The following is a 13,582-nucleotide window of genomic DNA, read 5'->3' as shown; positions in this document are numbered from 1 at the left end:
CTGCCCCGATTGTGGCGCGGCCAAGGTGTTTTGAAGACATCGCTACCTGGATTATCCTTGGGCTTGCATCTGTATCGGCATCTCAAGGCTTAGGTGGTTTTCAGAGCCCTTGCGCTCATAAACCAACCGGTCGCTCAGGCTTTGGATGAGGTACCAGCCAAAACCTCCCTCTGGCATGTGTTGCATGTCCACATCCAGATTGGCGGGAGCTCCGCTTGGCAAAGCCCCCTCCGGCATTGCCACGCCGGTGTCAATGAACCCCGCGCATAGGCGGAGCCCAGTAAATTGCACGTCAAACTGGATTTCACCATCCGGGCTTTCGCCATAGGCATGCTCAACAATATTGTTGAGCACTTCAGCAAGGACCAGCTCCCATATGTCACCGGGACAGGTGAAAAAGCTTTGCGATTCCAGATCACGACGTAGCGACGTCAAGGTTTCACGCACGGCCTCTGGGGTGCTATGCAGAACATAGCGGAAAGCCAGGACGGTCTGGTCGCCTGATTTGCCGGTCATCAAGGGAACTCCGATCAGAGCCAGATCATTAGGCGCTTTGGGCCTGGGCGGTTTGCACAGAGTCATGAATGGCAAAGATCGAATCCATTCGGGTCATGCGAAACACTTTGTCGACCGCAGGCGTTAGACCGGCGAGTTCCAGTTTCCCACCGGCTGGCATAAGCTTCATCGCCGCGACGATCGCGCCAAGGCCGCTCGAATCAATAAAGGTTACTTTATGTAGGTCCAGAATCATGCGGCCGCTAAAATTGGCCATCTGTTCACGCATTTTATCCTTGAAAGATATCGCGACCGAGGCGTCAATACGCTCCGCTTCGACAGTGATCACACTGACGTCTCCAGTTGTTTGGGTTGAAAATTCCATACCAGCCTCTTTGCTCAAGTCATTCAGACCCTAGACGCCAATCCTTACCATTCGGTATGCAGGTGCAGAGAATTGGAGGATAATTCATGCAAGATGTGGTCATCACCGGGGCGGCACGTACGCCTATGGGGGGATTCCAAGGGGCGTTTGCCGGCGAAGACGCCGCGCAACTAGGCGGCGCTGCGATCAAGGCGGCGCTTGAGCAGGCCGCAAGCCCTCAGGTCGACGAAGTTCTGATGGGCTGCGTTTTGCCCGCCGGGCAGGGGCAAGCACCGGCTCGTCAGGCCGGGTTCGCTGCGGGTTTGGGAGAGGATGTCCCAGCCACCACACTTAACAAGATGTGTGGTTCGGGTATGCGCGCCGCGATGTTTGCCTTTGATCGCTTGGCCTTAGGTCACGCCGGCACCATCATCGCAGGCGGTATGGAAAGCATGACAAACGCCCCCTATATCCTGCCGAAAATGCGCGGTGGGGCGCGGTTGGGCCATGGTGAGGTCGTTGACCACATGTTCCTTGATGGGCTCGAAGATGCCTATGACAAGGGTCGTTTGATGGGCACCTTTGCCGAAGATTGCGCCGAGGCATTTCAATTCACTCGCGAAGCCCAGGACAATTATGCATTGGCCTCTTTGTCGCGTGCGCTTGAGGCACAAAAATCCGGCGCATTTGAAGGAGAAATCGCCGCCGTCACCATGACCACCCGCAAAGGCGATGTTGTCGTGGCCGAGGATGAGCAGCCCGGTAATGCCCGCCCCGAAAAAATCCCGCACCTAAAACCGGCCTTTCGCAAGGATGGCACGGTCACCCCGGCCAACTCTTCGTCGATCTCGGATGGGGCGGCGGCTTTGGTCATGACCACCGCCGACGCTGCCAAGGCCGCCGGTGCGCCGATCCGCGCCCGTGTTCTTGGCCATGCCAGCCACGCCCATGCGCCCAACCTCTTCCCGACCGCACCGGTGCCCGCGGCGAAAAAGCTGCTCGACCGTTTGGGGTGGTCCGTGGATGACGTTGACCTTTGGGAGGTCAACGAGGCCTTTGCCGTTGTGCCCATGGCCTTCATGCATGAAATGGGCATTTCCCATGACAAGGTGAACGTCAACGGCGGTGCCTGTGCGCTGGGCCACCCCATCGGGGCGTCGGGTGCGCGGATCATGGTGACCTTGCTCAATGCCTTGGAAAAACGGGGGCTTAAACGCGGTGTCGCCGCGATCTGCATTGGTGGCGGCGAGGGCACAGCCATCGCGATCGAACGCCCCTAATCACCTGTAAACGGCCCCAAAACAACGCAAGCCGCCCTGTCACGGGGCGGCTTAACCGTGGTGCCCGCGCGCGCGGCCAAGCCGTTTTGGTCTGCACACGCGCCATCGCCCACAACGCGACTTCATCGTTGACTAGGCTGCGTTGATCAGGCTGCGCGCCTGACTGGTTTTTGGGTGCCGTTGCGTATCAAATCCGCCCAAGCCCGTTTGCAAGTCGGGTCGTCCCAGCGCGCGATCAGTTCGCCAAAGAGGGGCCTGCGGCAAGCCCAGATCGGGGCTCAGCTTGCTAGGGGTAAGTCCAAAAATTGGAAAAGATAGGGCCAGCCCCGACCAGAGGGAAGGTGTAGGCGCTGGGTAAAATCGAGACCTTAGGTCTTTATAGCTCGGTTTTGGCTGATGTTTGCTTTGCGCGGCCTGACCCTTGCCTTTGAATTCTGCCTGTCAGTCGATCGAAATTACCGTGAAATTTTCCTTTGAAATTTCAAAAATCCGTGGCAGCGTGAAATTCTTCTAAATAATTTCACGACTCGGATCATGGATCAGACACACCGACACACAACCACCTTGGGCGCAGATATTCGCGCCCTGCGCCGCACCCGGAGCCTAACTTTGCAGCAGCTTGCGGATGCTTTGGGCCGTTCGGTTGGCTGGCTCAGTCAAGTCGAACGCGATCTCTCCGAACCCGGCATTGACGATCTGCGCGGGCTGGCCAAAGCGTTGGACGTGTCTATCTCGACCCTGTTTTCCAATGCGCCATCACCGGCGCATGAAACCGGGCGCATTGTGCGCTCTGGCGCGCGGCGATCCATTGGACCGGGCGAGGTGGGCCTCAAAGAGGAGCTGCTCTCCCCTGATCTCACTGATGATTTTGAGATGGTTCATTCGACCTTTCTCCCCGGTGCCTCGCTCCCCGATCCGGTGACGCGGCCCACCCAAGAGGTCGGCTATGTCATCACCGGCAAGCTCGATATCGAGATCGCCGGGCATCTTTTCACCCTCGAACCCGGTGACAGTTTCCGCATCAAAGGCGAACCGTTTCGCTGGGCCAACCCCTATGATGAACCGGCCATTGCGGTCTGGGTCATTGCGCCACCGGTCTATTGATGGGCGCGGGGCAGGTCATCGCCGATAGGGCGACGCGGCGGGCGCGCTTAGGCCCCCCAGACGAAATCGTCCGGGGCATTTCCGCCGATCAAAACATCATCGCCATCCCCACCAACAAGCATATCACTCCCGTCGCCGCCGATGATTGTGTCGTTTCCGCCGCCGCCATAAACCGTGTCATCGCCGCCCAGAGCAAAGATAAGATCATCGCCCTCGGTGCCATGAATGACTTCGCCCTGCCATGTGCCAACAATCACGCTGTATTCAGGCTCGGGCGTATCGGTGGGAAGCGGCGTGAAGTCGTCATAAGAGGCCTCGTCCGGCACATGGGTCGCGATGTCAAGGCTGGCGGTGAACTGCGCATAAGCCCCCGGATCGCGCAGCGTATCTTGCCACTCCACCGACAGGATATTGGCGTGACCCGTCCAAACATCGGCCGCCGCCGTAAGGGCATAGGGCGCTGTGTTGAAAAGGTTTTCCATCAAAATTCCATCAACGTTCTGCATGAACGCCGCTTCGGTCGCGGTGACAGTGTCGCCGTTGTTCCAGGTCATGTAAGCGTCGCTGTTGATATAGACCTGCGCATCGGCGTTGACGGCCGATACGGCGTCGGACACCGCATTGACAAGCGCCATCATCGCCTCAGCGCGCTCGGCGAGCGCAATGGCGCGCCCAGCATCGCCGTCGCTGAGGAAATAGCGGCCGACATCGTCCAAAAACACCCCGTCATAGCCCGCCTGAACAACGGCAACCGCCTGATCAATCACGATTTGTTGCCATTCGGGGTCGGTGAAATCAACGATAGGGCCATAGATCGTTTCACCGGGGTTATTTGGGTCCTCAACCTCGCCATTGCCGACCGGGCCGCGCGCGGTGCCAAGCGCATTGACCAACCAATCCGGCGCGTCGTCCGTTGGGGTGCCAACATCGGGGTTGGCCGGATCTGCGCCGCTTACCCAGTTGGGGTTCCAATAGCTGCGATTGTGATCGGTGACGGCGACGTTGACATAGCCCAACACCGTGCGGTCATCCGCCGTGCCGGGGGTGCCGGCCGTTTGCAATTGGGCCAATTCGGCCGCAGTCAAAACCGCTTCATACTCTGTCGTGACACTGGTTTCGATCACCATGAGCTCATAGGCGCTGTTGTCGAGCTCGGTCACGTCCGGGTCGGTCAGCCAATAGATAAAATTCTCAACCATAAACAGTCCTCCAAACACGGTCTGCACGCACAAGATACGCGCGCAGCATACAGGCAGGACTGTAAACGCATCAAGAAAACTCAGGGAAAAGGAAACCTAGCATGAGCGATTTTCCGACCAAGGCCCGCGTGGTCATCATCGGGGGCGGCGCCGTTGGCGTCTCGACACTGTATCATCTGGCCAAGGCCGGTTGGACCGACAGCGTGTTGCTCGAAAAGAACGAGCTGACCGCCGGCTCCACATGGCACGCCGCTGGCAACTGCCCGAACTTTTCCGGCTCATGGGCGATCATGAACATGCAGCGCTATTCGCTGGAAATGTATCGCACCTTGGCCGAAGACGTTGATTACCCGATGAACTATCACGTCACCGGGGCGCTGCGTTTGGGGCACACCAAAGAGCGGACCATGGAGTTTGAACGTGTGGCCTCCATGGGCCGGTATCAGGGGTTGCAACTCGACATGCTCACCCCCGAGCAGGCCAAAGAATACTATCCCTTCCTCGAAACCCATGATCTCGATTCCGTGCTCTGGGATCCGCTGGATGGCGACATCGACCCGGCCCAGCTGACCCAAGCCATGGCCAAAGGCGCGCGTGACCTCGGGGCCTCGATCCAACGTTTCTGCCCGGCGACTGGCGTCACGCAAAAAGACGACGACACATGGATTGTGCACACCGACAAGGGTGACATCGAATGTGATTATGTCGTCAACTGTGGCGGGTACTATGCCGCGCGCATCGGCGAATGGTTCAAACCCTTCGGCGGTCGTGACGTGCCGATGGTGGTCATGTCGCACCAGTATTTCCTGACCGACAAAATCCCAGCTGTCGAAGACTGGACCAAGGAAAACGGCAAAAAGCTTCCGATGATCCGCGACGTCGATAGCTCTTATTACCTGCGCCAAGACACCCACGGCCTCAACCTCGGCCCGTATGAGCGCAACTGCAAGGCCCATTGGATCACCGAAGACGACCCAATGCCCGAGGATTTCTCGTTCCAGCTTTACCCCGATGATCTCGACCGTCTCGAATGGTATATCGAAGACGCGATGGAGCGGGTTCCCCCCCTTGGCACCGCCGGTGTTGGCCGCAACATCAACGGCCCAATTCCCTATGCGCCGGATGGTTTGCCGCTGATGGGCCCGATGCCCGGCGTCAAAAACGCCTTCGAGGCGCACAGCTTTACCTTTGGTATCGTGCAGGCCGGTGGTGCCGGTAAATGCATGGCCGAATGGATCACCACCGGCGAAACCGAGTGGGATATGTGGGCTGTTGATAGCCGCCGCTACACAGACCACGCCGATTTCGACTTTTGCTACCAGAAGGCGATGGAAACCTATGGCCACGAATATGCGATGCACTTCCCGCATCACCAATGGCCTGCCGGACGCAACAAAAAACTCTCGCCAAACCATGATCGTTTGGTGGCGGATGGCGGCCAAATGGGGGCCTTCAACGGCTGGGAGCGCGCCTGCTGGTTCGCCGCCGAGGGCGAAGACACCTCCGAAGAAGGCACCGAAACATGGCTGCGCCAAGGCTCTTGGACGGCTGCCGTCAAACGCGAAGTCGAAGCAGTGCGCGATGGCGTTGGCATCATCGACATGTGCGGTTTCTCGCGCTTCACCCTCAAGGGGACCGGCGCGGCGGAATGGCTGCGCTGTACCGTTGCGGGCGCCTTGCCCAAAGTGGGCCGCATGAATCTGATCTACATCTCGGACAATCGCGGCCGGGTGGTGACGGAAATGTCCTGCATCCGTCATGGTGACGATGACTTCACCCTGATGACCGCCGCCGTGGCGCAATGGCATGACTACGAACTGCTCTGGCGCAACCTGCCTGCGGGTCTTGAGCTCAAGGACGTGTCGCGTGACTTCACCACAATGCTCGTCACCGGTCCGAAATCCCGCGAGTTGTTTGCCGGTGTGTCTGACGCCGATCTCTCCGCTGGCTGGCTGTCACTGCAAACCGCCACTGTTGCGGGTCACGGGGCGATGATGGCCCGTGTGTCCTTTGTCGGTGAATTGGGGTGGGAGGTTCACGTTCCAACCGAGAATGCCGCCGAGGTTTACACCGCCATTCGCGATGCCGGGGCCACACCCTTTGGTATGTTCGCCCTCGACAGCATGCGGATCGAAAAGGGCTATCGGACGTGGAAAGGTGATCTTTCGACCGATTACACCATGCTCGAAGCCGGTCTTGGCCGGTTCACCAAATTGACCAAGGATCAGGACTTCCCCGGCAAAGCCGCCCTTGCCGCCGAAGCCAAGGATGGCAGCAAGAAAGCCTTTGCCACCCTGATCATCGACGCCCCGGACGCCGACGCGCCCTATATGTCGACGATTGTGCATAACGGCGAGGTTGTCGGCGAAACCACGTCGGGCAACTACGGGTATCGGGTCAATGCTTCCATTGCTCTGGCGATGCTGCGCCCCGATCTGGCCACGCCAGGGACCGAGCTTGAGGTCAATATTTTTGGCAAAATGTGCAAAGCTGTGGTTCAAGAAGACAAACCACTTTGGGACCCGGAAAACGAGCGCCTGCGCGCCTGATCCGACCCATTTTAAACCAACTGCAAGGCCACCCGTTGGCCTTGCGAATCTAGGGGACAAGAGATGGCAGACATAACCCTTTTGGATGGCGGCATGGGTCAGGAATTGATCCATCGCGCCGGTGATCAACCGACGCCGCTTTGGTCAACCCAAGTGATGATCGACCGCCCCGGTTTGGTGCGCGCGGTCCATAGCGACTATTTCGACGCCGGGGCCACAATCGCCACCACCAACACCTATGCTATTCACCGCGACCGATTGGTTAACGCCGGGGTCGAAGATCAGTTTAACGCCCTGCACCAAGCCGCGCTGAGCGAGGCCGCCGAGGCCCGCACCTCCCATGGATCGGGGCGCATAGCCGGGGCGATTGGCCCGCTTGGGGCAAGCTATCGGCCCGATATTCACCCGGAATTATCTGTGGCCGTGCCGCTTTATGCCGAGGTTGCACAGGTCCTTGCCCCGCATGTCGATGTGATCCTGTTTGAAACCGTGGCCTCCGTTCTACATGCCCGCGCGGCGCTTGAGGCCGGGCTCACCACCGACAAACCCGTCTGGATCGCCGTCACCATTGATGACGAAAACGGCGCGCTGTTGCGCTCGGGCGAACCCGTTGCCGACATCCTTCCTTATATGGAGGGCGCAGCGGCGCTTTTGGCCAATTGTTCCGCGCCCGAGGCCATGCCCGCCGCGCTGGAACAGCTCGCCAAATCCGGTCTGCCTTTTGGGGCCTATGCCAACGGATTTACCCAAATCACCAATGATTTCCTCCAAGACGCCCCCACCGTCGATTCGCTTAGCGCGCGCCGCGATATGGGCCCCGAGGCCTACGCCGATCAGGTGATGACTTGGGTCGACATGGGGGCCACAATTGTTGGAGGCTGCTGTGAAACCGGCCCCGCCCACATCGCCGAAATCGCCCGCCGTTTGGCCGCTGCTGGGCATGTGATCGAATGATCCCGCCCGGGCCCAAGAAAACATGGCACGTTGACATTCTGGTCGCTGATGGATTTGTCCTGACCGAAGTGGCGGGTATTGTTGATGCGATGCGCATCGCCAATCGTGTCGCGGCCTTTCCTCCGTTTTCTTGGACCTATCGAAGCGCCTTTGCCGGTCCGGTCGACAGCAGTTCCGAGGTCTGCGTCAAGGCCGAAGCCTTTGCCCCCAAACCGCATGCCGATTACGCCTTTGTCATCGGCAATGCCGATCCCGATTGCCCGGCGCTGTCGGTGGGGACACAGATCGACCGCTATACGTTTCGCGGCGCTCAGGTCTTCCTTCTGGCCGAGGCCGCTAGCCGCTATATCAAGGAGCGCGGCACCGAGGGAACGCGCATGTCAACCCATTGGGAAAACTCGGATATTCTGCGTGAACGTTCCTCCCTCTTTGAGGCCGACAACGCCATCGCAACCGAAGACGGGCTGGTTGTGACCTGTGCCGGAATGGGGGCGACGGTGGATGTTATGCTGGCGGTGCTGCGCCGTCACATTTCCTCGGCCAACTTGATGACCGTGGCCAATGTTCTCTTGCACGAGAAAATTCGCGATTTCTCAACCCGCCAACCGCTTGGTGGCGCGCGCAGCTCTGGGTCGGGCGATCGTGAACTCGATCAATGTCTGCAAATCATGCAGGCCAATATCGAAGATCCGGTGCCGATTTCCGAGCTGGTCAATGTGTTGAATATTTCCAGCCGCTCGCTTGAACGCAAATTCCGCACGCACCTGAACACCACCCCCAACACCTATTACCGCGAACTCCGCCTTGCGCGCGCCAACAACCTGTTGCTCAACACCAATATGAGCGTGCGTGAAGTTGGCCTTGCCTGTGGTTTCCCCAGCGGGTTTTCCGGCCTCTACAAGGGCTTCTTCGGAATCACCCCCTTTGCCCTGCGCAAACAGCGCCGCCAACAGGCGACCAAGGGCACCAACCTTGGCAAATCCGACGCAAGATGACGGATTTTCAACATTCACGAATTGGCTTTCATGCCAAGCTTCCTCAAATTTCAGACGTTTCGGAGACGGTGAGCGCATGAGCAATCTTCCTCAAAAGGCCCGTGTGGTCATAATCGGCGGTGGTGTTATCGGCTGTTCGGTGGCCTATCATCTGGTCAAAAAGGGCTGGAAGGATGTTGTTCTGCTGGAACGCAAACAGCTCACATCCGGCACCACATGGCATGCCGCTGGCCTTATCGCCCAGCTGCGCGCCACCAAGAACATGACCAAACTCGCCAAGTATTCCCAAGAGCTTTACGGCACGCTTGAGGAAGAAACCGGTGTTGCCACCGGCTTTAAGCGCTGCGGTTCGATCACCGTTGCCTTGACCGAGGAGCGCAAGGAAGAAATCTACCGTCAGGCCGCCATGGCCCGCGCCTTTGGCGTAGAGGTCGAGGAAATCTCCAACGAGCGCGTCCAAGAACTCTATCCCCACATCAACCTAGATGGCATCAAAGGCGCGGTTTACCTGCCGCTCGATGGTCAGGGTGACCCGGCCAATATCGCACTGGCGCTGGCCAAGGGCGCGCGTATGGGCGGCGCTTTGGTCAAGGAACGCATCAAAGTGACCGAAATCGTCAAATCCGGGCGCCGCGTCACCGGCGTTGACTGGATGGCGGATGATGGGTCCGAAAGTGGCCATATCGAATGTGACATGGTGGTGAACTGTGCCGGGATGTGGGGTCACGAAGTCGGCAAAATGGCCGGGGTCAACGTGCCGCTACACGCCTGCGAACACTTCTACATCGTCACCGAAAACATTGACGGTCTGACGCAAATGCCGGTGCTGCGCGTGCCCGATGAATACGCCTATTACAAAGAGGACGCCGGTAAAATCCTGCTTGGGGCGTTTGAGCCGGAATCCAAACCTTGGGCGATGGAGGGCATCCCCGAGAGCTTCGAATTTGATCAGCTCCAAGAAGATTTCGACCACTTCGAGCCGATCCTTGAAAAGGCCGTCGAACGTGTGCCTCTCTTGGCCGAGGCCGGTATTCACACCTTCTTTAACGGCCCGGAATCCTTTACGCCGGATGACGCCTATCACCTTGGCCTTGCTCCGGAAATGGATAATGTCTGGGTCGCTGCGGGCTTCAACTCCATCGGTATTCAATCCGCAGGTGGGGCCGGTATGGCGCTGGCCGATTGGATGGACAGCGGCGAAAAACCCTTTGATCTCGGCGATGTCGATATTTCCCGCATGCAGCCCTTCCAAGGCAACAAAAAATACCTTTTTGAGCGTTCCAAAGAAACGCTTGGCCTGCTGTATGCCGACCATTTCCCCTATCGCCAAAAGGAAACCGCCCGCGGGGTGCGCCGAACACCGTTCCACCATCACCTGTTGGAACAGGGCGCAGTGATGGGCGAACTTGCCGGGTGGGAACGGGCCAATTGGTTCGCCAATCCCGGTCAGGAACGCGAATACCGCTATAGCTGGAAACGCCAGAACTGGTTCAAGAATAGTGCCGACGAACACCGCGCCATTCGCGAAAACGTTGGCATGTATGACATGTCGTCCTTTGGCAAAATCCGCGTCGAAGGCCCCGATGCCGAAGCCTTTATGAACTACATCGGTGGCGGCGATTACTCCGTCGCCAATGGCAAAATCGTCTACACCCAATTCCTCAACCGCACCGGCGGGATCGAGGCCGACGTCACGGTCACCCGCCTCTCGGAACTGGCCTATCTCGTGGTCACTCCGGCCGCGACCCGTTTGGCCGATCAAACATGGATGATGCGCAATTCAGGCAACTTCAACGTGGTCATCACCGATGTCACCGCAGGCGAAGGTGTCTTGGCCGTCATGGGGCCGAATTCGCGCAAATTGCTCGAAGCGGTCTCACCCGCGAATTTCACCAATGATGTGAACCCGTTTGGCACCGCGCAAGAGATCGAAATCGGCATGGGCCTCGCCCGTGTCCACCGTGTGACCTATGTCGGTGAACTGGGCTGGGAGGTTTATGTGTCTGCCGATATGGCCGGGCATGTCTTCGAAACCCTGCACGCCGCCGGTCAGAACATGGGCCTGAAACTCTGTGGTATGCACATGATGGATAGCGCCCGCCTCGAAAAAGGCTATCGCCATTTTGGCCATGACATCACCTGCGAAGATCACGTCGTGGATGCCGGGCTTGGCTTTGCGGTCAAGGTCGACAAGGGCAGCGATTTCATCGGTCGCGAGGCGGTGATCAAGCGCAAGGAAATCGGCGCGCAAAACCGTCTGTTGCAGTTCAAACTGACCGAACCCGAACCGATGCTCTATCACAACGAGCCGATCCTGCGGGATGGCGAAATTGTTGGCTACCTGACCTCGGGCAACTACGGCCACACCTTGGGGGGCGCGATGGGGATGGGCTATGTGCCCGCCGCCGGTGAAAAGCTCGCTGATGTTCTGGCCTCAAGCTACGAGATCGACGTCATGGGCACCCGCGTCAAGGCCGAGGTGTCGAGCAAGCCGTTCTACGATCCCAAATCGGAACGGGTAAAGGTCTAGCCTTTTCGCTGGATCAACATCTGGATCACCATCGAGACAATGACCAAGGCTCCGACGCGTCGGGGCCTTTTTTGACCAGACAGCTTTAGTCTACAAGGTGACGCTCTGGTCTTCCAAAATCTTGCCCCAGGCAAAGATGTCAAAGCTGCGATATTCTTGCACAAAGAATGGATCAGCGCGCACAAGAATCTCGACTGCGTCTTTGCTCTTCGCGTCAACGATCCAAAGCGCGCCGCAAAAGTCTTCTTCTGGTTCCTGTTTTAATCCGCCGCCTATCAACAGCTCCGGGTGGGCTTTGGCAAAGGCCACATGTGCGTCGCGCCGCCTTTTGTCGGACCGAATTGTCATCATCTCAGGTGTATCTTTGAACACCACAACCCATCTTGTCATGTCTCGCTCCTATTCGCTTTTTTGCGTGACCGTAGCCGCGTCGGTTTGACGGCAATAGGGCCAGACTGGCACATGTTTGCTTGCCATAAGCATTCGGTAGCGTATGGTTGAGGAAGAATCGGAGAGGCCCATGGTTGTTGGTATTGTGTGTTTCATTTTAACTGTGATTGCCGGGGTGCATGTTGCATGGGCCTTTGGCGTGACGTGGCCGGCGACATCCGAACAAGACCTCGTGCGGCGGGTGGCCGGGTTTGAGGGCGTCGATCGAATGCCACCCCCGGCGGCAAGCGCTTTGGTTGCTGTCTTTTTGCTTCTAGGTTGTCACATCGTTCTCGTCGTTTCGGGTCTGCCTCAGGCCCTCGCTCCTGTTTGGATTTACGGCATCGCGATCTGGGTGATGGTGGCGGTTTTTGCACTGCGCGGCGGCGCGACCTATACCCGAGCTTGGCGGGCGCTGACCCCGGTCGAACCCTTTGCAACGATGGATCGACGCTACTACGGGCCGCTCTGCCTTGTCCTTGCGGTGCTGATCACTCTGGTCGCGCTTTTCTAAAGGGCAATCTCCCCTAAACGCGAAGGCTTTTGTACAGATTGGAGACAAACCTGCAAACTCGTCCTCTAAACCGGTGCTGATCTTGGAAATGGGCCGTTTTCTGCGGGCAATCGGTACAAAATGGTCGGAGTTTAGGGGGGATTGCCCGGTTCTCAGCACGACGTCCATCACGAATTGTGCGCGAGTATCACAAAATGTCATTGCTCCAAGGCTTCCACATTTTTTGACCGCATGGTTTGCTTTCCCCAAGGAGACCCTCCATGACATCGCAAACCAATACCGATAGCCCCCGCGGGCTTGCCTTTGCCGTGACGGCCTATTTCCTCTGGGGATTTTTGCCGCTGTATCTCAAGCTTCTGGACCATGTTTCGGCTATCGAAGTGGTGGCGCATCGGGTGATCTGGTCCGTGCCTGTCGCCGGGTTGGTGTTGATTTTATTGCGTCGTACCAAAGAGTTACGAGAGGCTTTGCTCAATCCGCGTATGTTGCTGATGGCCTGTGTCACAGCGGCGCTGATTTCGGTCAATTGGGGGATTTATGTCTGGGCGATTTCGGTAGATCGCACCGTGGATGCGGCGCTTGGCTATTACATCAATCCGCTGTTTAGCGTTGCGATGGGCGCTGTGATGCTGGGTGAGCGACCCAATCGGACCCAGCTTGTCGCCATCGCATTGGCGGCATTGGCGGTTCTCATCCTCTTTGTCGCCGCCCCGCGACCGCCGTGGATTCCGGTGGGTCTCATGGTGAGCTGGGGCTTTTACGCCTACTTCAAAAAATCCCTGCCCATTGGTCCAAATCAAGGCTTCATGCTTGAGGTTCTGATCCTGTCCATTCCGTCTTTGGGCTATCTGATCTGGTTGGGGCCTGAGGCTGATTTTATGAATAACGCCAATGATATGTGGTTGTTGATGGGCTGTGGTGTGGTGACGGCTGTGCCGTTGTTGATCTATGCCAACGGGGCCAAGCTTTTGCGACTCTCGACCATTGCGATTTTGCAGTACATCGCCCCGACGATGATCTTTTTGGTTGCTGTTTTTGCCTTTGGCGAAGAGGTCGATCCGGCCCGTCAGGTGGCTTTCCCATTGATTTGGGCAGCGCTTGTGATCTATTCCGTGCCCTTGGTCAGGCAGATGCGCCAGGCTAAAACAAAGCCGTAATCGCCAAGGGGC

The 13,582-nt window shown here is 58.0% G+C and carries 12 protein-coding genes; 8 read left to right on the top strand and 4 right to left on the bottom strand.

Annotated features, from left to right (window positions below; all coding sequences use genetic code 11):
- Nucleotides 1-51: 51 nt before the first annotated feature.
- Both AC5EFR_RS16835 and AC5EFR_RS16830 read right to left on the bottom strand, forming a co-directional pair.
- The gene (locus AC5EFR_RS16835) at nucleotides 52-516 is read right to left on the bottom strand and encodes an ATP-binding protein (protein WP_493576929.1); all 465 of its coding nucleotides are present in this window, start codon (nucleotides 514-516) and stop codon (nucleotides 52-54) included.
- A 28-nt stretch (nucleotides 517-544) separates the two neighbouring features.
- Nucleotides 545-880 (bottom strand): STAS domain-containing protein, encoded by a 336-nt coding sequence (locus AC5EFR_RS16830; protein ID WP_493576928.1) that lies wholly within the window; start codon nucleotides 878-880, stop codon nucleotides 545-547.
- Between the two features lie 86 nt (nucleotides 881-966).
- On the opposite strand from AC5EFR_RS16830, the gene AC5EFR_RS16825 reads away from it, so the two are divergent.
- Entirely contained in the window at nucleotides 967-2,139 is a 1,173-nt protein-coding gene (locus AC5EFR_RS16825) for an acetyl-CoA C-acyltransferase (RefSeq protein WP_493576927.1), read from the top strand.
- Between the two features lie 534 nt (nucleotides 2,140-2,673).
- Nucleotides 2,674-3,243: a helix-turn-helix domain-containing protein gene (locus AC5EFR_RS16820; protein ID WP_299931960.1), complete on the top strand. Its 570-nt coding sequence runs from the start codon at nucleotides 2,674-2,676 to the stop codon at nucleotides 3,241-3,243.
- 47 nt (nucleotides 3,244-3,290) lie between these two features.
- Here the strand turns inward: AC5EFR_RS16820 and AC5EFR_RS16815 are convergent, their stop codons facing one another.
- The gene (locus AC5EFR_RS16815; RefSeq protein ID WP_493576926.1) at nucleotides 3,291-4,442 is read right to left on the bottom strand and encodes a hypothetical protein; all 1,152 of its coding nucleotides are present in this window, start codon (nucleotides 4,440-4,442) and stop codon (nucleotides 3,291-3,293) included.
- A 101-nt stretch (nucleotides 4,443-4,543) separates the two neighbouring features.
- On the opposite strand from AC5EFR_RS16815, the gene AC5EFR_RS16810 reads away from it, so the two are divergent.
- From AC5EFR_RS16810 to AC5EFR_RS16795, 4 genes are all read left to right on the top strand, one after another.
- Nucleotides 4,544-6,991, top strand: a complete 2,448-nt coding sequence (locus tag AC5EFR_RS16810; RefSeq protein ID WP_493576925.1) for a GcvT family protein — start codon at nucleotides 4,544-4,546, stop codon at nucleotides 6,989-6,991.
- Between the two features lie 63 nt (nucleotides 6,992-7,054).
- Nucleotides 7,055-7,945, top strand: a complete 891-nt coding sequence (locus tag AC5EFR_RS16805; RefSeq protein WP_493576924.1) for a homocysteine S-methyltransferase family protein — start codon at nucleotides 7,055-7,057, stop codon at nucleotides 7,943-7,945.
- Nucleotides 7,942-8,940 carry a GlxA family transcriptional regulator gene (locus tag AC5EFR_RS16800; RefSeq protein WP_493576923.1) on the top strand — a complete coding sequence of 333 codons (999 nt, stop codon included), beginning with the start codon at nucleotides 7,942-7,944 and terminating at the stop codon, nucleotides 8,938-8,940. The genes AC5EFR_RS16805 and AC5EFR_RS16800 overlap by 4 nt, the downstream gene beginning before the upstream one ends.
- 76 nt (nucleotides 8,941-9,016) lie before the next feature.
- The gene (locus tag AC5EFR_RS16795) at nucleotides 9,017-11,470 is read left to right on the top strand and encodes a GcvT family protein (RefSeq protein ID WP_493576922.1); all 2,454 of its coding nucleotides are present in this window, start codon (nucleotides 9,017-9,019) and stop codon (nucleotides 11,468-11,470) included.
- A gap of 90 nt (nucleotides 11,471-11,560) precedes the next feature.
- Here the strand turns inward: AC5EFR_RS16795 and AC5EFR_RS16790 are convergent, their stop codons facing one another.
- On the bottom strand, nucleotides 11,561-11,860 hold the full coding sequence (locus AC5EFR_RS16790) for a YciI family protein (RefSeq protein ID WP_493576921.1): 300 nt from the start codon (nucleotides 11,858-11,860) through the stop codon (nucleotides 11,561-11,563).
- 130 nt (nucleotides 11,861-11,990) lie between these two features.
- Between AC5EFR_RS16790 and AC5EFR_RS16785 the strand changes: the two genes are divergently transcribed.
- Together AC5EFR_RS16785 and rarD are read left to right on the top strand one after the other, a co-directional pair.
- The gene (locus tag AC5EFR_RS16785) at nucleotides 11,991-12,413 is read left to right on the top strand and encodes a DUF3995 domain-containing protein (RefSeq protein ID WP_493576920.1); all 423 of its coding nucleotides are present in this window, start codon (nucleotides 11,991-11,993) and stop codon (nucleotides 12,411-12,413) included.
- Between the two features lie 260 nt (nucleotides 12,414-12,673).
- Nucleotides 12,674-13,570 carry an EamA family transporter RarD gene (rarD, locus tag AC5EFR_RS16780; protein ID WP_493576919.1) on the top strand — a complete coding sequence of 299 codons (897 nt, stop codon included), beginning with the start codon at nucleotides 12,674-12,676 and terminating at the stop codon, nucleotides 13,568-13,570.
- The last annotated feature ends 12 nt before the right edge of the window (nucleotides 13,571-13,582 follow it).

The sequence above is a fragment of the Pelagimonas sp. genome (assembly GCF_058892305.1).
The sequence above is the reverse complement of the archived record's forward strand: the minus strand, read 5'-3'. Positions and strand labels throughout refer to the sequence as shown.